The following is a 19,298-nucleotide window of genomic DNA, read 5'->3' as shown; positions in this document are numbered from 1 at the left end:
CAGAGTTGACCGAATCACTCTTCGCTACACATGCGCGAGCAAACTGCCCGTGCGCTGATCAGTTCGATAACCCGATCCGCACAGCGCAGCGGATCCGGTGTCCGGCCGATACCGAGGGTGTCGACTATCGAAATCGTCCTTCGCACATCAGCCTCCTCGACACCCCACGACCAACCGAAGTCGTGATTCCAGAGCAGAACTGCGTTCTTCCCCGGATGGTGCCTGGCATGAACGGGAAGGACGATCACCGCATCCATGCTCGGCCCCTGCGGCCATCGGACGGTCTCACCGTGAACGGACCGTGCTACCGCGTCGACGTATTCGTGTGCGGACCAGTCGTTGCCGTTGGTATGCATGGAAGTACATTCGGTGCCACACACGTTTCGGATGGGTTCGTGGCATCACCGATCGAGTATTGCGCTTTCAGGAAATGAACGGCAACACAACGGATTCGAATTGGCGATGACCGTCGCGGTGGACACTGTGGCCGGTACGGAAAGAGACCAATTCGCAGCGTGCGACGGTGGCTGCAACAGCGTCGAGGCGAACAGGATCCACCATCCCGCCCAGACCTCCACGCAGGAACAACATGTCAGCCTCGATGAGCGGCAACCGATCCCACCACTGCGGATCCGGTCGGCGGAACTGCTCGAGCGCGGACCGCGTCATCGAGCGATCGAACGTCAACGCGGCTCGCGGATGCCGCACCAAACTTGTTGTGGCGTGCCACAGTTCTGGGACACTCGGCAATTTCCTCGCGAACACCTGTTCCGGGTCACCCGCACGTAGTGGTAACGGCGCTTCCTCGATGACCAACTTCCGCACCGCAGTGGGACGTTTCTGCGCGATCAACGACGCCGCGTGCCCGCCGAGCGAGTGGCCGACCAGGTCCACCTGCTCGAGTTCGAGATGATCACACACGTCCATGACGTCGTCCGCGAACTCCTCGAACAGATACGACGACGCACGAGCGCTCCGGCCGTGGCCGCGAAGGTCGACCGAGACAACTCGCCGGTTGCGTGATCGCAAGGTCCGCGCGAACTTGTCCCAGGTACCGCTGTCGCCGCCCATCCCGTGCACGAGGACTACCGGAGGCAGATCGGCCACACTGGGATGCGAGCCGGAATCGCGGTAGCTGATCTGGACCCCGCCGGCACTTCGTACGTTAGCGACACTCACGAGTTCCCAGGATAGACCCGTCCTCACGGATTGCTGACGCGGTCAGCCGAGGCTGCAACTCCCCTGGTCGCGTGACCTCGTCGTAGCGACCGAGTCCGATCCTCGCGATGTTTCGCAGCGACTCGCTTGCATCGGCGAAGTAGCCGCAATGCCCTCGAACGGCACCGGTACAGAAAACAATGGCTCCGTGCTGCGCCCGAACTGGAGACGGGCCGTGCCCGATGCGGCCGATCTTCACGCGTGGGAAGTAGCGGATCCAGTCCGACGGACCAAGCGCAGCCCAGAGATTTCCGGCAAAGCACAGGTCTTCGCGCGAACTGGTCCCCATCCCCGGACTACCCAGCACCACGCAATCGTCCACTCGCGCCGACGGGAGAGCGAGTCCGCACACCACGGCCCCGTAGCTGTGTCCGACGAGCGTCACATGCGCCGATCGCGGCAGGATACGAGTCAACCGCGCCAGATCTATCGCACCAAGTTCTGCAAGTGTCCGGGAGAACGACTCGAGAAATCCCCACGGCGTCCGATAACCGACCCACACGATCACCGCGACGCGGTCGTTCGGCCCGAGCGTTCGGAGCATCCTTCCCAGTGTCCATCCGCTCGCGCGTGGTCCTGTCGGACGGTTCTCGTCGAAGTAGTTTCCCAGTCCGTTGTCGTTGCCCGGCACGAAGATCATGATGTGCTCGGCTGTGGCGACATCGCCGAACACCTCCACGATCCGGCCTTCGCCGGTCTCGTCGTACGCCAGAAGTTGTGCGTCGCGTAGCTCCATCGGCTCGTAGTGAAGTCGATCGGTTCCGGAAACGTCAGCTCGACCCGCCGTTTTCATGACACTCCTCGCGAAGAGCTGCAACGACGAGAATCATTGCAACAGTGAGTTTTTGAATGTCATCAACGCTAGGCGCCCGATGGCGTCAGTGCGATGGCGCCAGCGCCCCTACTGTTCGTACAGTCGACTCGACCATGTCCGGTACAGCTGGCTGTACCTACGAGCTCATTCGTACACACCCTCCACCGACCATCCACCGCCTTCACAGATCATCAGCAACGCCCGCGATTCCTCCAACAGCACCTGAGCCCGCGCGGCCGTGCGCGCCGAGGCTGCGTCCCACCATCGCTCGTCCACCGGCCAGGGCCCGGCCCATCCCTGCACTGCCCATTCCTTGCTCCCCCACTTCAGCCTTCCCGGCTGCGAGCTGAAGACACCGCGCTCAGTGACGTACACGGCGTTGCCGGCCACATCCTCCAGCCATACCTTGGGATTGTCGACGAAGATCGACCCCGGAGACGGCTGCGGCAGACGACCAGGCCACGGGGCTGTCGGATCATGAGCAGCTACCCGCTCGTCACCCAAGGGCAACAGGGTAATTCGCTCCGAGGGCCCTCGACCACCGCTCAGGACACCGACCTGAACCGATTCGCCGCCCAGAAGACCTTGCACGCGCACCAATGCTCGCCTGGCCCGCTCCTCCTCGTCGCCGACACCGCCCCACAGCCCCAACTGCAAAGCGCCGGCACTGACCACCTCCACCGGTTCCAGACGCAACACCGCTATGCCTGCGGTCGGCCGGGTCCCACTGCGCCCGGTGAGCCAGCCGTCCAGTTGCCATCGCACTCGATCGGCCGTTCCCTCCGGTGTCAGAGGTTCGGCGCAACGCCAAGTCCGAGAAAGATTTTCACCGTTGCCCGTGCTGGCCGAAATCGACAGGCGGGTACACGCCACTGCGGCAGCCGACAATTTGTCGTGCAGGAGACTCGCCAAGGCGCGCCCGGCAAACGCTGCGGCATCCACCCGCTCGATCGACGGATCGTAATGCTGCTCCACTTCCAGATCCGGCGGAAGCGTCCGCGCCGACGGTGGCCGCTCGGGTTCACCGCGCGCCGCACGATGCGCGAGCACCGCATCGGCCCCGAAACGCGAAGCGACGTCCACTGCCGGTAAATCCGCGAAAGCACCGATGGTTCTGATCCCGAGCCTGCGCAGCAGATCCACCAACTCCCCGCGATGCGGCGCAGACAGACTGGGCTCGGCCGCCAACTCCGGCATGGGTAGCGGCGCCAGAAACCGTGCCCCCTCCCCCGGCGGCACCAGCGCTGCCCGGCGCGCGGCAATGACCGCTGTGGACAGTTGATCCGCCACACCCACCTGACTCTCGACGCCCGCAGCAGATGCCTGATCCACCAATCGTTCCGCCGCGGCTTCCTCCGAACCGAAGTACCGACTGACACCTCGCGCACTGAGCACCAACAAACCAGGACGAAGTACCTCGACGCCCGGTGCCACCGCATCGATGGCCGCGGCGACCGGCTCGAACAATCTGGCGTCGCGTTCCGGATCTGCCATCGCCACATACAGTTCCGGGCAGCGGGCCTGCGACTCGCGTCGGCGCAGGCCTCGTCGCACTCCCTCCGCGCGGGCCGTCGCCGAACATGCGATCACCCGATTACCCGAGGTGACTGCGACAGGATGCGTGGCAGGAAGATCGGCAAGCGCTGCCGCTGCCACCGCCGGCCAGTCCGGGCACCACAACGCCAGAACTCTGCTCACAGTGACACCACCCGCGACGACACCACCCGCGACGACACCACCTGCTCCGACACCACCTGCTCCGACACGGCCTCGACCGGCCGGGAAGGTACCCACTCGACCCGCCCGGCTGCACTACAGATGTCCAGACGCGTGGTCCGGGGCTGGAACGAGCGCCCCCGAGCACGAACCGCGAGGCTCAGGGAACTGAGCCGACCACGCCCCAACTCACGGCCCTGACCGAACCCACCGTAACCATGAACCCGAGCGTCCAACCGAACTTCGGCCCCGTCCCAGTGACCTTCGGTGACAACAAGAGTCGAGCCCTTGCTCCGGGCGCGCGCCACCACCGCTCGCGCACGCGACGGGGATACCGACGCACCCGCCAATCCCAGAATCACCAGATCCATACCGTCGAGCAGCACAGCAGCGATCTCGACCGGATCCGGCCCAGGCGCCGGAATGAGCGCCAGACGTTCCAGTTGCGCACCCATCTCGTACGCCGCCAGCAATCCCAGTCGAGGTTGCCCGATGACTGCCACATGCCCCCCGGACGCCGTCACGGACGCGACCAATCCCAAGAGCAAGGAAGCAGCGCCCTCGACGGACACCACGGTTCCGCGCACCAAACCGCCCTGCGGTAGCAATGCCCCGATACCTTCCGGCACTGGGAGAACACCAGCCTTGTGCGCGCGGTCCACGACCGGTATGTCCCGGTCGGCAACACTCTCGAAGGCTGCTGCACTTGTCCCGGAAACACCAGCCACGGAAACACTCGGTCCCGAAAACGACGTATCGCCGCGAGAGGGAATGGACGCGATCTGTCGGCGGAGCTGTGCCAGCCGATCCTGACGGGACAACCCCGCCGCATCTGCCGACAGCTCCACCAACTCGGTCACCTCGGTCATCCCCATCCTCCGGAACACCGGAAAAACTCACTCGGCAGCAATCCATAACCAGCCGGCAAACCGCGGGGAAGTCGGGTCTGACATGCATCCAACGAACAGCAATTTCGAACATATTTTCGAACTGTTTTCAGTAAACCGTGTCACCCCCGACACGTCAAGCAGAGCAAAAAACCCAGTTCACAGGAGCCTCGAGCGTCACAGTGGCATCAATCCATTAACCTTGAGATGTGACAGCTCAGGAGCAGACCGGGAGGGGCATCGGGCCCGAATACCTGCTGGCGGGGCGGTACCGACTCCGCTCCAAGATCGGCGACGGAGGCATGGGCGCCGTCTGGCTGGCCCGCGACACCCTCCTCAGCCGTGACGTCGCGGTGAAACAGGTCACAAGCACGGAAGGCCTCGACACCGAAACGGCCGAAGAGGTCCGTGAACGTACATTGCGCGAAGGCAGGAACGCCGCAAAGCTCACCCACCCCCACTCCATCGCCATGTACGACGTCGCGATCGAGTCCGGTGAACCGTGGTTGGTCATGGAGTACTTCCCCGCCCGCAGCCTCGCCCAGGCGATGAACCTGGCCGACACGTTGCCACCGCTGGAGGTCGCGCAGATCGGCGCGCAGATCGCTGCGGCACTCACCGAGGCGCACGCCGCCGGCATCGTCCACCGCGACATCAAGCCCGGCAACATCCTGATCGCCGACCGAGGCAAGTCTCTCGGCACCGTCAAGATCAGTGACTTCGGCATCGCCCGCGCAAAGAGCGACGTATCCGACACCCAGGACGAGGTCATCACCGGCACTCCCGCGTACTTTGCACCCGAAGTTGCCCGCGGCGACGATCCCACCGAGGCCAGTGACGTCTTCTCACTCGGGTCGACGCTCTACACGGTGATCGAGGGTCAACCGCCCTTCGGCATCGACTCGGACGCCATCGCTCTACTGCATCGTGTCGCCAAGGCCGAGATCTACCGACCCACCAAGTCCGGACCGCTCACCGACGTTCTCCTTCAGCTCCTCGAGCCGGACCCCACCCGTCGGCCGACGATGGCTCAGGCACGCGACGCGCTCGCTGCAGCCGCGACGGGCGGTGGCACGATCGAGCAGTTGATCGACGCTCCCGTCTACTCGTCCGAAGGCGCCGTGCCGGCGTGGGCTCACCGCACCACACAACTCGCCGACCCACACCGCCGCAATCGCCTGACCGGCTCCACGATCACCGGACTGCCTGCAGTGCAACAGAACACGCCACTGCGGAACGTCCCCAGCCCCATGGACATGTTCTCCTGGCCGCCGCGGATACCGACCGGCCCCGCCGATGCCAGCACCCGCGACAAGGTAGTGGCCTGGGCTCCCCTCGCCATGACAGGCATGGTTGCCGTCATCATCTTGGCCGCACTGATCGTCGTCATCCTGGTGTTCACGGCCTGACCGGACGCTCTACGCGGGCAGAATGTTTGCGTTGAGGTGAAACACGTTGTCCGGGTCGTACTTCGCCTTGACGGCGGACAATCGCGCGTACTTCGCCGCACCGTAGGACGCTCGCACTCGGTCCTCGTCGACATCGGTCATGAAGTTGACGTACCCGCCTTGATTGGACGAGAACGGACGCAAGGCTTCCCAGGTCTCACGCACCCACGATCGATCCAATTCCAGTGTCCCGGCATCGGTGGCCGTAGCCGTCATGTTGCACACGTAATGTGGTGTGCGAGAACCACCGAACGCAGTGTCCTCCTCGCCGACGGAGGTGAAAGCTCCCTGCAGCGGAAAGATCGGCATGAAGGACATCGGCGACGATTTCTTGCCCGCTTGCTCGGTCAGAACATCGATCACGTCGTCGGAGAAATCCACCAGGTCCAAGGCCTTCTCATAGGCGTATGCACCCCATGGTTCCGATTCGTCGAGCATCGACTGTAAACCGATGTACGGGAGCGGGGTGACGAACTCGAACAGCGTCGGCACGCCCTCTCGAATCGGCGCAATCGCGTTCGAGTGTTCCTCTTCCGATCCGAAACCGGCTACCAGCAACGCGTATCCGGGCAGCAGGTGAAACTGATCCGGAACAAACGGTGCCGGAGGCGCGGACAAACCGACGGCAACCATCGCTCCGGCATTTCTCGGCAGGGCAGGCACCACTTCGCGGCACAGACGAAGCGCTGCGGGTCCGTCCTCCATCCCCCAGAAGAACAGTCCCAGATGCACTTCCGGACCGATCTCGCTCAGACGGTACTCGAACTCGGTGACCACTCCGAAGTTTCCGCCGCCGCCGCGCAGCGCCCAGAACAAGTCGCCGTGATCGTTCTCGGAGGCCCGCACGATCGAACCGTCGGCGAGCACCACCTCTGCCGACACCAGATTGTCGATCGCCAGTCCGAGCGTGCGCGTCAACCACCCCATGCCGCCGCCGAGGGTCAGGCCACCGACGCCGGTATCACTGATCACTCCACCGGTCACTGCCAATCCGTGTTCCTGCGTCGCGGCGTCGAGGTCGGCAATCGTCGCACCACCACCGACCCTGGCTCGCTTCGCGGACGGGGCGACACTGACTACGCTGATCGCACTGAGATCGATCATCACACCGCCTTCACACACCGATGTACCTCGGTAGGAATGCCCACCGCCTCTGACCGAAACCTCCAACGAATGGGCTCTGGCAAATGCAAGTGCCACAGACACATCCGACGCCGACCGGCACCTGGCGATCACCGCCGGACGATGATCGATCTGCCCGTTCCAGATCGACCTGGCGTCGTCGTACTCCGGATCTCGGGGGCTGAACACAGAACCCGTGATCGCCGATTTCAGTGGCGCGAACTCGACCGTCGTCATCATGCACCGCCCTCATCGGGTGTCGCGGTGAGAAGCAGGTACTCCCACTCCATCACGAACGGCTCGCTTCCGCTGCCGTACTTCTTTGCCAACTCGAGCAGATCGCGATCGAGCGCCTGCGTGCGGTCAGGATCGCCGGCGATGTTCCGGTACACCGCGATGGTCGGGCCGTAATTCTTCTTGAAGAAATCGCGGAAATCTTCCGGCCCGCTGAATGTGTCCACACGAAGTACGTCTTTCCTTGCGGCAACATCGCCGAGCAGATCACGAACATGGTTCTCGTCGCCCCACAAAGGCGCCGGCTGCGAACCAGGAGGCGGGGGCGGTGCATACGGCTTCATCGTTTTGAACATCTCGCCGATGAACCCCGTCGGAGTCCAACTCAGCACTCCGATCTTTCCGCCGGGTCGGCATACTCGCAAAAGTTCGTCCGCGGCGCGCCGATGATGCGGGGCAAACATCACACCGACGCACGAGAGCACTACGTCGAACTCGTTGTCGCCGAACGGAAGAGCCTCGGCGTCGGCCTCCTGCCAATCGAGTTCGACACCCGCGAGTGCCGCGGCCTCCCGTCCTGCCACGAACAGTTCGGGAGCCAGGTCGGTGGCGATCACCTGCGCACCCAGCGCAGCCGCCGGAATGGCGGCGTTGCCGGACCCCGCCGCGACGTCGAGCACCCGATCTCCTTTCTGCACGCCGCATTCACGCACCAATACAGGTCCGAGTTCCGCGATGACCTGCGTCGCCACCGCCGGATAGTTACCGAGCCCCCACATTGCCCGGTGCTTGGCCTTCAGCTCCCGGTCCAACCCGAGAGTCCCCGTTGATTCACTCATTACCGTTCTCCTTCAATAATTTTCGTACTCGGAGCCCGACAGCGTTCATGCCGTTACTCCGACGCTACGACGACGGTTCGCTCCTCTCCAGTACGAAATCTGTACCGGAGCACCCCGGAGGCCTACGATCGAGAGATGGGGTCCTCGTACCACCAGTTCTGCCCCGTCGCCAAGGCGATGGAGCTACTCGACGAGCGGTGGACACTGCTTCTCCTCCGCGAACTGATCATGGGAAGCGAACATTTCAACGATCTCCGCCGCGGGCTCCCGCGAATGTCACCGACTCTGCTCTCGACCCGGCTTCACCAACTCGCGGTCGCCGGCATCGTGGAGCGAGAAGAAACCGACTGTGTCGTCAGCTATCGTCTGACCGACGCCGGCCGCGAACTGCGCCCTGTGGTCGAAGCTCTCGGCATCTGGGGTACCAGGTGGATCGGTGAACTGGGCGACGAAGATCTGGATCCGAAGCTGCTGCTGTGGGACATGCATCGCCGCGTGGATCATTCCGTGGTGCCTGAAGGCAAGACCGTGGTGCACTTCGCATTCTCCGGAGTACGTGGACATTCGCGGAACTGGTGGCTCGTCATCAATTCCGGTGAGGTGGACATGTGCGATATCGATCCGGGTTTCGACGTTGCAGTGTCGGTCTCTGCGGGCTTGCGACAGATGACCGAGATCTGGCGAGGTAACCTGACCTGGTCGGACGCCATACGGTCTGGTGACGTCACCATTTCTGGGCCTACTGCGTTGCGTCGTAGCCTGCCTTCGTGGTTCGAGCTGTCGACTTTCGCGTCGATCCCGCGCCCCGCGTAGCGCGCGCTCACCAGCCCCGTTCCGTCCTGTTACAGAGCTGTTGCAGACCGTGACACCGTCGACGAACGGTGACCACCTGCCGGTGACACTGACCGAGAAGTCTCTGTTGTATGCCCAGCCACCGCGGAATCATCCGCTTCGTCGCACTCGGTGCAGTCGTGCTCGGTGCGGTCGCGCTCAGCTCCTGCTCGTACACAGAAGAAGCACAACCGAAGAGCGGTAACTACCTTGCCACTCAGCCTGATTCAGGACCCTCAGGCGGCGAGATCGAGGACGGCATCAGCTTGCAGGACACTCATGTGCCCGCGCTTGCCCGTCTCGATTCCGCACTGCTCGCGGCGCTCCAGTCGGCAGCGGCCGACGCACAGGCATCCGGCGTGGACATGCACGTCACGTCGGGTTGGCGGTCCGCGGCATACCAACAGCGACTGTTCGACGAAGCCGTCGTCAAGTACGGCAGCGTGGACGAAGCGTCCAAGTGGGTGCACTCGCCGAGCCTGTCCAAGCATGTCAGTGGACAGGCCGTCGACATCGGACCGACCGACGCCGACGACTGGCTCATTCAGCACGGCAGCGATTACGGCCTCTGCCAGACCTACGCCAACGAGATGTGGCATTTCGAATTGGCAACCACTCCTGGCGGGGAATGCCCGCCACAACTGAGCAACCCCTCGGACGAGAGAGCGGAAGGCTGATCATGACACGAGTCAAACCAGCGAGACTGATTGCCGCACTGGCACTCTTGATCCTCGGAGTCGTCGAATTCGAATTGGCGGTCAACACGACCGGTGGTCAGATCGTCGATCAACAACTCATGGTGGGCGCGGCCACCTCCGAACGCCTCAGCGTGTTCTCCGCCGAGTTCATCGGCCTCGTCACCCCGATACTGATAGTGGGAGGAGTGCTCGTGGCGCTCATGATCACATTGCGCAACAACCCGATTGCGCTAGCTTTACGCGTCGTCGTCGTGACCCTCGGCCCCATCACGACAGCCTGGGTTCTCAAACAATCGCTGAATCGACCGGACCTGAACGGTCTGGTGATGCACAATTCCTTCCCCAGCGGCACTTTGACGGCCATAGCTGCTCTGGTCTGCGCGATCGTGATCGTCACGCCCTCGAGGTGGCGGGCGGTCGTTGCGGTCAACGGTGCGCTGATCACCATCGGAACCGCGATCTCGGTAGTCGTGCTGCAATGGCACCGCCCGAGCGACGTGATCGGTGCACTACTGCTCGTCGGCTGCTACACCCTCGCTGTGTCGGCATTTCCGTTGAACACCAGCGTCGCCCGGCATGCGGTGCTGGCAGACTCAGGCAACGAGCGACTCTCGCGAGTGTGACCCCTGTACCCTTGGCTGACCGAGATTTCTCCGACCGCAGAAGGCCCCTGATCATGGCGAGTCCAAGGTGAGCTCATGGTGAGCATTCTTTTCATAGAAGACGATCCAGCAGTGGCCGAGGCAATCACGTTGGGACTGAACCGACTCGGGCACGACGTCAGCCATCGCCCCGACGGTAACGGTGATTTCGACGACGCCCTGGGTGCCACGGACCTCGTCCTACTCGACCTCGGGCTGCCGGGTGCCGACGGTTACGAGATCTGCCGACGTATCCGCACCCGAAGTTCGATCCCGATCATCATTCTGACCGCTCGATCCGACGACATCGACACCGTCGCCGGCCTGGAAGCCGGTGCCGACGACTACGTCGTCAAACCGGCCAGTCCGCGCGTCCTCGACGCTCGTATCAAAGCCGTCGTGCGGCGCTCGGCACCCGCAACGACGCGCCCGGATGCGACGCCGGGTGCAGAGACGTTCGGCGACCTGGAATTGGATCGGTCGTCGCTGCAGGTCCGCAAGGCCGGGATGCTGCTGACCCTCACCCCGACCGAACTCCGACTGATCCTGGCGCTGACCGAGAACCCCGGACAGGTCCTGAGCCGCCGACAGTTGTTGTCCGCAGCCTGGGACCAGGAGTATCTGGGTGATTCCAGAATCGTCGATGCAGCAGTGCAGCGGCTGCGCGGAAAGATCGAGGACGACCCGGCCGCACCGACCGTCATCGAAACGGTGCGCGGGTTCGGGTATCGCTTCAACACCAGCCCAGCCCGATGAAACCGACCTGGCTTCAGGTCGACGGTCTGCGAACCAGGCTCGTGCTCGTGTTCATCGCAATCGTCGTGATCATCGCCGGGGCAACCGCGGGTGTCGTCTCGTTCATGGCACGGTCGTGGATCTATTCCAACGCTCAGGATGTCGCGACCGCACAATTTCGCGACGAACTGCAATACGTCAACGGAACACCGGTAGACGAGTTGACGCCTGCCAACCTCCAACAGATCTTCCAGTCCGACATGACGCTGATCGTCGACGGCGAAGTCATCCGTCAAGGATCCGTGGATGCGGCGACCATTCCGCCCAGCTTCGACGAAGGTTTGGACAGTCCGAAGCTGATCCGTTTCGAGAGGCTCGACTCCCAGCGCATCATGTTGGGAATGTCCGTCAATGTCGTGGACATGAGCACGGACGACAGCTACGACAACGAGACATTGGTCAAAGCCGTCACCATCCGGCCGCTGGTAGGAGTGCAGGACAAGTTCGACGACCTGCTTCGAGCTGTCGGCCTCACCCTCGCCGCCGGTGTGTTGGTGAGCGGACTACTCGGGCTGTGGATCGCGTCGACGCTTGTCCGTCCGCTCAAACGCCTGGACAAGGCGGCCGCCCGCGCTGCCGACGGCGACCTCAGCGTCCGACTCCCCGAAGACGGAGTAGCCGAACTCGCCCAGGTCACAACAACGTTCAACAACATGGTCGCTCGCAACGAAGCGGTCATCCGAGGTCTGGAAGAATCGGAAGAGCAGTCGAGAAGGTTTGTCGCAGACGTCTCCCACGAGCTCCGGACGCCGCTCGCAGCACTGGTGCCGGTCAGTGAGATCCTCCGTGAAGAGATCCCCAATCTTCCGCCCGACGCCGCCGCTGCCGCGCGCATCGTGAGCAGTGAGATCGGCAAGCTCACTCGACTTGTCGAAGACCTCATCGAAATGTCTCGCCACGACTCTCAGCAAGCGCACCTCGTCCTCGACGACGTCGACCTCGTCGAATTGACCGAGCGCACACTCGAGAGCCGCGGATGGACAGACACCGTCGAACTGCGCGCACCCGAAAGTGTCAGCGCCAGAGTCGATTCGCGTCGGATCGACATTGTCGTCGCCAACCTCGTCGGCAATGCACTGCGCCACGGAGCGCCCCCGGTTCGCGTCGAGTTGAGCGTCGAATCCGGTTTCTCCGTCATCACCGTCGTCGACCACGGCCCCGGCATCTCACCCGAAGACCGGCAGGCGATCTTTCGGCGGTTCTACAAGGTCGACACCGCGCGCGGACGCAGCGAGGGCAGCGGACTCGGACTCTCGCTCGCTGTCGAGAACGTGCACCTGCACGGCGGCACCATCGGCGTCGACCAGGTGGATGGTCGCACGGTCTTCACGGTTCGCCTGCCCCGTCGCTGACCCCTTCCCGAGCGAACGTACCTTTCGGCGCACCCAAGGCGATCGTCGTACCGTTCGCTCGAAAAGGGGTGGGCACTTCGCACCCTGAACCGTCCGCGTTTGACCAAATAATGGGATTCTGGTTTCAACATGTGAAACCACGGGAGTAGCGTCGGCATCGTCGAACAGCGTAGAGATCGGAGGGCACCATGACGCAGGCGTCGCGGCTGGAAAAGACGGCCGTCTCCCCGAAGGCGTGGACGATGCTCGGAATCGGCGTCGCAGCCCAGGCCGCAGGCACCGTCTTCGTCAGCACCCCCGCCTTTTTGATCCCGCTGCTGCATTCCGAGCACGGCCTCTCGTTGACGCAGGCCGGAACTCTGGCCGCTGCACCCACTTTCGGCATGGTTCTCACGCTGGTGGCGTGGGGAGCGATGGCTGACAGATTCGGCGAGAAATGGGTCATCTCAATCGGGCTCGGCCTGACGGCGATCGCCGCGCTGGCCGCGACCACCACCGACAACTACACCCTCCTCGGGATCGCATTTCTGCTGGGCGGAATGGCTGCGGCGAGCACCAACGCTGCCAGTGGACGTGTTGTGGTCGGCTGGTTTCCCAAGGATCGGCGCGGCCTCGCGATGGGAATCCGGCAGATGTCACAGCCCCTGGGCGTGACCATCGCGTCGCTGACCATCCCGACTCTCGCTGCGAACGTAGGAATCGGTTCGGCTGTCGGACTGTCGGTAGCTCTCAACGGCGTTCTCGCCCTGATCTGCGCCGTCGCATTGATCAATCCCCCGCGGCCGGCGGCGCGGCCCACAGACATCCCGGTCGAAACGGTAAATCCTTATCGCTCGAACTGGTTCCTGTGGCGCATTCACGTCGTCTCGGCACTGCTGGTGTTTCCGCAGTTCACCCTCTCGACATTCGGTCTGGTCTGGCTGATCAGCGAGCAAGGATGGGACGCTGCGCCCGCTGGGCTCCTGATCGGGATCTCCCAGTTCGTGGGTGCACTCGGACGCATCGTTGTCGGCATCTGGAGTGATCGCGCCGGAAGCAGAGTAGGCCCGCTGCGGTTGGTTGCCGTCTCCGCGTCTGCGGTCATGTTGGCAATGGCGGCAGCCGGCGCAGCGCCTTGGGGCGTTCCCGCCTTGATCCTGCTGCTGGCAACCACTATCAGCGTCGCCGACAACGGTTTGGCATTCACTTCCGTGGCCGAAGCTGCCGGGCCGAAATGGCAAGGAAAAGCATTGGGCGCACAGAACACCGGGCAGTTCATTGCCGCGTCAGCAGTGGGCCCGGTGGTCGGTGCGCTGATCGGCGCGGTCGGCTACCCGCTCGCCTTCGCGATAGTCGCGGCATTTCCCGCCGCAGCAATTCCCTTGGTGCCCAGCCGCGATCGCGACATCAGCGTCTAGTCCCTCATCGGATTCGGTTGCACTGCGGGTCCCGTCAGATCACAATGCGGCTTGCAGGCAACCGAATCCGCTTCCTGAACAGGCTCTACTGTCGGAGTTCGGATCAGCGTCGCGGCGATCGCTGCACCGACCAACAGCAGTGCCACACAGATGTACATCGCGTACCGGAACCCGTCGGAGAAACTCGTCGGATCGACCAGACTTTCGGCGTCGATACCCACGAGGGCAGGCAAGGCCGCGACGGCAAGAAGTTGGCTCGTGCGAGCAACGGCATTGTTCACACCGGATGCGATTCCGGACTGCTCCACCGGTACCGAACCAAGCACCGCGGCGGTCAACGGCGCGACCATCACCGCCAGGCCGAGCCCGAACACCAGAACTCCCGGCAGCACGACGGTCAGGTACGACGCATCCGGGCCGATCCGCGTCATCAACACCAACCCCACCGCGGCAACGGCGGGCCCGACCGTCATCGGCAACCGCGGTCCGTGCGTCTGCGCGTAACTGCCCGCGCGCGAAGACAACAGCAGCAATGCCAAGGTGATCGGTACCGTTGCGACGCCGGCAGCCACCGGCGAGTACCCGGCAACCAATTGCAGTTGCAGCACGAGCAGGAAGAACACACCGCCCAGCGCCGCATAGACCGCAAGGGTCACCAGATTGGCCGCGACGAACATCCGCGAGCGGAACAGGGACGGCGGCACAAGGGCACTCGGTGAGCGTCGTTCCACCACAACGAACAGGCAGAGCACGATCACTCCGATCAGCCCGACTATCGGGTTGACCTCGATCAGCCCGTACGTCAGTGCGCCGAGACCGACTACTGCGCAGGCAGATCCGACCACGTCCAGGTGCTCGGGCGGATGCGGGTCGCGGCTCTCCGGTACATGGCGCACCGCTGCCCACACCACGACGATCGCCAGCGGGATATTGAGAAGGAATACCGATCGCCATCCCGCCACTTCCACCAGCCAACCACCGAAAAGCGGTCCGATGGCGCCGGCAACACCACCTAAACCCGACCACAATCCGATGGCCGCGCCGCGGTCCTCCTCACGAAGTGACGCGGAGATGATGGCAAGGCTGCCAGGCGTCAAGAGCGCAGCTCCCACACCCTGCAGGATTCGTGCAATCACCAGAAACGTGATGTCCGGTGCAATTCCGCAGAGCAACGACGCGACCGCGAACCAGACCGTCCCCCACACGAATACCCGTCGCCGACCCCAACGATCACCGAGCGCTCCCCCGAGCAGAATCAGCGACGCCAAGGCCAAGGTGTAACCGCTGAGCGTCCACTGCAGTCCGGCGACACCGGAACCCAGTTCTTCACCGATGTGAGGAAGAGCAATGTTGACGACGGTGCCGTCGAGGAGAGCCATGCTCGAGCCGAGAACGGTGGCGGCGACAACCCAACGCCCACGCTTCGACGCGAGCGCCAGTGGTTCCGTCATCGGTCCATGGTGCGCCTTCACACGCAATCGCGAAAGAGCGCGCGGGAATTCAGTCGATCTGGCGACGATGTGCCCAACGCGTCAACGCATTGCGATTGGACTGCTGAGTCTTTCGCAGGACGTTCGATGCGTGAGTCTCGACCGTCTTCACGGAAATCACCAGGTCCTCGGCGATTTCACGGTAGGTGTACCCACGTGCCAGCAATCTGAGCACTTCGAGTTCTCGCGGAGTCAGCGAGTCGAGTTCCGGATCGAGTTGCGGTTCGGGTGCATTGGAACGCCCGGTGAAGGAGTCCAGTACGAAGCCTGCCAGGCGAGGCCCGAACACTGCGTCACCACCGGCAACGCGTCGTACACCCTCGGCCAGTTCGGATCCCGAGATCGTCTTGGTCACGTACCCGCGCGCGCCGCCGCGGATCACCGCGATCACATCCTCGGCCGCATCGGAAACGCTGAGCGCCAAGCACACCGGGCCGGAATCGATTCCGCGCAGAACTGCCACTCCACCACCGTCAGGCATGTGGACATCGAGCAGAACGACATGCGGTTTCGTCGAGTTGATACCCGCGATCGCCTCAGCGACGCCACCGGCTTCACCGACTACGTCCATGTCTGCCTCGCGCGAGAGTTCCGCCCTCACCCCGGAGCGGAACACTGCATGATCGTCGACAAGAAATACGCGGTACGGGGGCGGCGCAAGCGAAGTCACTGGGGCTGTTCCTCGGGGTTGTCGACACGGTCAGCAGTCTGGTCCCACTTTAGAGCAGAGTCACCGAGCGGCATGTGCACGCGGATCTCGGTGCCCTTTCCGATGTCGGATCGAACCACGACGCGGCCACCCCGTCGCTCGATGCGACCACGAATCGACTTGGCCAAACCCTGACGGTCCTCCGGCACCGCATTGACGTCGAATCCGACTCCGCGATCACGAACGAACACACTGACCTGGTCGCCCTCGACCTCGGCGAAAAGATTGATTTCCTTCTCCCCCGAGTGCTTTGCCGAGTTCACGAGAGCTTCACGCGTCGCACCGAGGAGCGCGGTGAACGCTTCCTTGGGCAGACCGTTCTCGACGCCTTCGCCTTCGAGTTGTACGTCGCCGACCGTGACGGGGCGGACCGTGACGCCATGCTGGTCCTCCACTTCACCGGCGATGATCTTCAGACCTTCCGTCAGGCTCGTGTGGTCGATATCCCCGCCGCTGAACAACCACTTGCGCAGCTCACGTTCCTGACCACGGGCCAGGCGCGCCACCTCTTGCGGATTGTCGGACTGCTTCTGAATCAGCGCCAACGTCTGAAGTACGGAGTCGTGCAGATGCGAGGCGATCTCTTCACGTTCGTCGTTGCGAATTCGGGCCGCACGCTCGGCGCCGAGAGCCCGCCACATCCGCAGCCACAGCGGCACCGTCAACAAACCGACACCGATCAGCGTCACAACCACGGCCAGCAGGGACGAGCGCAGTGCTTCGAGGTCGACCTGAGCGAGGACGACGACGCCGAGACCCAAGATGATCAAGGTCGCTCCCCCGACCACCCGCGCCCACGTGAGAACGGTAGGCCGCTGCGGCAAGCCGATGACGGTCCGGGGACCGTCGGAGTCGAACTCGCGCCACACCAAAGCGGCACCGATCGCGACGACGAAGAACGGTGCGAGCACCGAACCCGCCGTGCCGCTGAACAGCCAGGACAACGCGGCTGCGCCGCCCAATCCGAGTGCGATCAAGCCGTACGCCCGCTGCCGCTCGGCCGCGGACGGCTTCTGGGTGTCCGTGCCGGCGGAGGTGAAGATCCAGAGGGCGCCGTAAATCACGATGCCGGATCCGGCCATCGCCGCCAGAATCGCGAAGGCGACTCGAACCTTCAGAACGTCGATCCCGAGATGATCGGCGATACCGCCTGCAACACCGGCGACGATGCGACCGCCGGAGCGCCGCTCCAGCTTTCGCAATGGAACACCGCCCGGAATGGGCACACCCTTCTTCATGGGTACGGCATGCACCGGTACCCCGTTGACGGGCGGGCCTCCCTTGAACCCGGGAGCGGGACCGCTCACGAACGGCGGATCTGACAGATATTGCACATAGTCGATACTGGCACGAACCACTCGCAGTCACATCAGGGTCCAACCCTGAATCAGGGCGGCGCCCCTGGCCCCGATCGTCACAAAGATCAGGGTTGGCCCTGATGCGCGGAGGCCGCCCCGGAAGCCAGGATTGATTCATGAACAATCCGACTTTCCAAGAACAGATCCAGGATCTGTGGCGGACCCGCCCCGTGCGTCTGCCGGCACAAGGTCACGTGGCCGGGGTATGCGCCGGAATCGGATACCGGTACGGCATCGACCCCATTCTGGTACGTGTCGCGTTTGTGGCCTCCACTATTTTCGGCGGTTCAGGCATCCTTCTCTACCTCGCCGGGTGGTTGGTGCTCGCCCGCGCCGGTGACGGATCGTCCCACGCACAGTCGTTGATGGGCCGCGGACACAGCTCCGATTCCAGTACCAAGACCATCGTCTTGTTGGTGGCTCTCGCCATCGCGGCTACGACCGTCGGGCCTGTCGGCGTCGGCCTGGGTGGTTCCGGTCTGATCGGGCTGATTCTGATGGTCGGAGGCCTGTGGCTGCTCTACCAACGAGCGCCGGTCCCGCCTGCACTGCCACAGAGCACGTCACCGTACGTCGGCGCGGGTACCGCGTATCCAGGCACGGGATTCACGCCCGGGCCGTTCACTCCCGGATACTTCGCACCCAATCAGCCGCCCGTGTACACGCCGTACACAAAACTCCCCGACAGCTACGTGCCCGAGGAACGGCCGGCCGAACAGTCACCGCAATCTCAGGCCGATCATCCGACGATCAACCTGTCGAAGGACCCGAGCGCTTCAGCCGCCGCCAATCCGACCGAGGTGATCGGCGAGGCCGCCATCACACCGCCCTCCTGGGATCCGCTCGGCGTCGCTCCGTTCGCCTGGGATCTCCCGGACCCGGCAGTCAAAGCCACGCCGCTGCTGCCTTTGCCACCACGTAAGCGTCGCTCGCGATGGACGCTGACAGTGCTCGGACTCGCGATCATCGTCGCCGCCGTCACCGGGGCAGCGGGCGCGGCAACCGGCAACGAGTGGTTCACTCCCGGCCGAGTCGGTGCTGTCGGACTCGCCGTCATCGCGCTCGGCCTGATCCTCGGGGCATTCTTCCGCAAGGGGTACGGCCTGCTGGTCGTCACCGGACCGCTCGTGGGTTTCGTGCTTCTCGCCTCGTTGGTCTACCCGATCGATTTCGACGCCTCGGGTGAGCAAAGATGGACTCCGGCAACCGCTTCCGAGTTGGAGCCGTCGTACTCGGGAGCCTTCGGAAGCTTCACTCTCGACCTCAACGGGGTCAAGTTCACCGAGGACAAGACCATCGACGTCGCGGCGTCGTTCGGTGAGTTCGTCGTCATGGTGCCACCAACCGTCAACGTCAAGAACAGCTGCACCGTCGTCATGGGTGACGGATCCGGTTGCCTCGACGGCGGAATACACCCGGGCCGCGAGGCGACACCGGATTCGCCCACACTGACCATCAACGCCAAAGCCACGTTCGGCAGTCTGAAGGTGACGCAATCATGAGCGACTACGACGAGACCACAGAGCACGACGAGACCCGAGAATCCAAGCGCCCCTCGGCACTTCTGCTGATCGCCGGACTGGCCGCACTACTGGTCAGCATGTGGGCGTTGGTCGGGCCGTTCTCTCTGGCGCCGGCAGCGAACATTCAATTCCGTTGGCTGTTCGTCGGTGCCGCCGTCGTGGCAGGACTACTGCTGGTGATTCTGCCGAATCGGCGCAACCGGAAGTAAAACTGCTGTGCGCCTTT

The 19,298-nt window shown here is 63.6% G+C and carries 19 protein-coding genes; 9 read left to right on the top strand and 10 right to left on the bottom strand.

What is annotated here, in order from left to right; all coding sequences use genetic code 11:
- Positions 1-14: 14 nt before the first annotated feature.
- From RHP72_RS09910 to RHP72_RS09890, 5 genes are all read right to left on the bottom strand, one after another.
- Entirely contained in the window at positions 15-356 is a 342-nt protein-coding gene (locus tag RHP72_RS09910; protein ID WP_007727485.1) for a DUF6292 family protein, read from the bottom strand.
- 67 nt (positions 357-423) lie between these two features.
- Positions 424-1,179 carry an alpha/beta fold hydrolase gene (locus tag RHP72_RS09905; RefSeq protein ID WP_030535116.1) on the bottom strand — a complete coding sequence of 252 codons (756 nt, stop codon included), beginning with the start codon at positions 1,177-1,179 and terminating at the stop codon, positions 424-426.
- On the bottom strand, positions 1,166-2,011 hold the full coding sequence (locus RHP72_RS09900; RefSeq protein ID WP_030535117.1) for an alpha/beta hydrolase: 846 nt from the start codon (positions 2,009-2,011) through the stop codon (positions 1,166-1,168). The genes RHP72_RS09905 and RHP72_RS09900 overlap by 14 nt, the downstream gene beginning before the upstream one ends.
- A gap of 165 nt (positions 2,012-2,176) precedes the next feature.
- Entirely contained in the window at positions 2,177-3,730 is a 1,554-nt protein-coding gene (locus RHP72_RS09895) for a DNA polymerase Y family protein (RefSeq protein WP_047270190.1), read from the bottom strand.
- On the bottom strand, positions 3,727-4,617 hold the full coding sequence (locus tag RHP72_RS09890; RefSeq protein ID WP_083057665.1) for a hypothetical protein: 891 nt from the start codon (positions 4,615-4,617) through the stop codon (positions 3,727-3,729). Before RHP72_RS09890 ends, RHP72_RS09895 begins: the two co-directional genes overlap by 4 nt.
- A gap of 227 nt (positions 4,618-4,844) precedes the next feature.
- On the opposite strand from RHP72_RS09890, the gene RHP72_RS09885 reads away from it, so the two are divergent.
- On the top strand, positions 4,845-6,044 hold the full coding sequence (locus RHP72_RS09885; RefSeq protein WP_003940952.1) for a serine/threonine-protein kinase: 1,200 nt from the start codon (positions 4,845-4,847) through the stop codon (positions 6,042-6,044).
- A 9-nt stretch (positions 6,045-6,053) separates the two neighbouring features.
- On the opposite strand, the gene RHP72_RS09880 is transcribed toward RHP72_RS09885, so the two are convergent.
- Together RHP72_RS09880 and RHP72_RS09875 are read right to left on the bottom strand one after the other, a co-directional pair.
- On the bottom strand, positions 6,054-7,445 hold the full coding sequence (locus tag RHP72_RS09880; RefSeq protein ID WP_311094614.1) for an FAD-binding oxidoreductase: 1,392 nt from the start codon (positions 7,443-7,445) through the stop codon (positions 6,054-6,056).
- A complete protein-coding gene (locus RHP72_RS09875; protein ID WP_047270192.1) occupies positions 7,442-8,278 on the bottom strand; it encodes a class I SAM-dependent methyltransferase in 837 nt (278 codons plus the stop codon). Before RHP72_RS09875 ends, RHP72_RS09880 begins: the two co-directional genes overlap by 4 nt.
- A 135-nt stretch (positions 8,279-8,413) precedes the next feature.
- Here RHP72_RS09875 and RHP72_RS09870 point away from each other — a divergent pair, with 135 nt between their 5' ends.
- From RHP72_RS09870 to RHP72_RS09845, 6 genes are all read left to right on the top strand, one after another.
- Positions 8,414-9,091 (top strand): helix-turn-helix domain-containing protein, encoded by a 678-nt coding sequence (locus RHP72_RS09870; protein ID WP_003940889.1) that lies wholly within the window; start codon positions 8,414-8,416, stop codon positions 9,089-9,091.
- Between the two features lie 110 nt (positions 9,092-9,201).
- On the top strand, positions 9,202-9,786 hold the full coding sequence (locus RHP72_RS09865) for a M15 family metallopeptidase (protein WP_003940687.1): 585 nt from the start codon (positions 9,202-9,204) through the stop codon (positions 9,784-9,786).
- A 2-nt stretch (positions 9,787-9,788) separates the two neighbouring features.
- A complete protein-coding gene (locus RHP72_RS09860) occupies positions 9,789-10,430 on the top strand; it encodes a phosphatase PAP2 family protein (protein ID WP_007727498.1) in 642 nt (213 codons plus the stop codon).
- Positions 10,431-10,505: 75 nt separating this feature from the next.
- Positions 10,506-11,204 (top strand): response regulator transcription factor, encoded by a 699-nt coding sequence (locus RHP72_RS09855; RefSeq protein ID WP_058039028.1) that lies wholly within the window; start codon positions 10,506-10,508, stop codon positions 11,202-11,204.
- Complete coding sequence (locus RHP72_RS09850; RefSeq protein WP_083057659.1) at positions 11,201-12,595, top strand: cell wall metabolism sensor histidine kinase WalK; 1,395 nt, start codon at positions 11,201-11,203, stop codon at positions 12,593-12,595. The genes RHP72_RS09855 and RHP72_RS09850 overlap by 4 nt, the downstream gene beginning before the upstream one ends.
- A gap of 188 nt (positions 12,596-12,783) precedes the next feature.
- Complete coding sequence (locus RHP72_RS09845; protein ID WP_030535124.1) at positions 12,784-13,992, top strand: MFS transporter; 1,209 nt, start codon at positions 12,784-12,786, stop codon at positions 13,990-13,992.
- Here RHP72_RS09845 and RHP72_RS09840 read toward each other — a convergent pair.
- From RHP72_RS09840 to RHP72_RS09830, 3 genes are read right to left on the bottom strand one after another with little or no spacing between them, the layout of a single operon-like run.
- The gene (locus RHP72_RS09840) at positions 13,989-15,443 is read right to left on the bottom strand and encodes an MFS transporter (protein ID WP_064073926.1); all 1,455 of its coding nucleotides are present in this window, start codon (positions 15,441-15,443) and stop codon (positions 13,989-13,991) included. The genes RHP72_RS09845 and RHP72_RS09840 overlap by 4 nt on opposite strands.
- Before the next feature lie 49 nt (positions 15,444-15,492).
- Entirely contained in the window at positions 15,493-16,152 is a 660-nt protein-coding gene (locus RHP72_RS09835; protein WP_003940972.1) for a response regulator transcription factor, read from the bottom strand.
- The gene (locus RHP72_RS09830; RefSeq protein ID WP_037125680.1) at positions 16,149-17,429 is read right to left on the bottom strand and encodes an ATP-binding protein; all 1,281 of its coding nucleotides are present in this window, start codon (positions 17,427-17,429) and stop codon (positions 16,149-16,151) included. The genes RHP72_RS09835 and RHP72_RS09830 overlap by 4 nt, the downstream gene beginning before the upstream one ends.
- Before the next feature lie 236 nt (positions 17,430-17,665).
- Between RHP72_RS09830 and RHP72_RS09825 the strand changes: the two genes are divergently transcribed.
- Together RHP72_RS09825 and RHP72_RS09820 are read left to right on the top strand one after the other, a co-directional pair.
- Entirely contained in the window at positions 17,666-19,051 is a 1,386-nt protein-coding gene (locus RHP72_RS09825; protein ID WP_311094613.1) for a PspC domain-containing protein, read from the top strand.
- A complete protein-coding gene (locus tag RHP72_RS09820) occupies positions 19,048-19,281 on the top strand; it encodes a hypothetical protein (protein ID WP_311094612.1) in 234 nt (77 codons plus the stop codon). Before RHP72_RS09825 ends, RHP72_RS09820 begins: the two co-directional genes overlap by 4 nt.
- The last annotated feature ends 17 nt before the right edge of the window (positions 19,282-19,298 follow it).

The sequence above is a fragment of the Rhodococcus sp. SG20037 genome, assembly GCF_031763325.1.
Lineage (GTDB): Bacteria > Actinomycetota > Actinomycetes > Mycobacteriales > Mycobacteriaceae > Rhodococcus_F > Rhodococcus_F qingshengii.
Note: the sequence above shows the minus strand (reverse complement) of the source record. Positions and strands in the feature narration are given on the sequence as shown.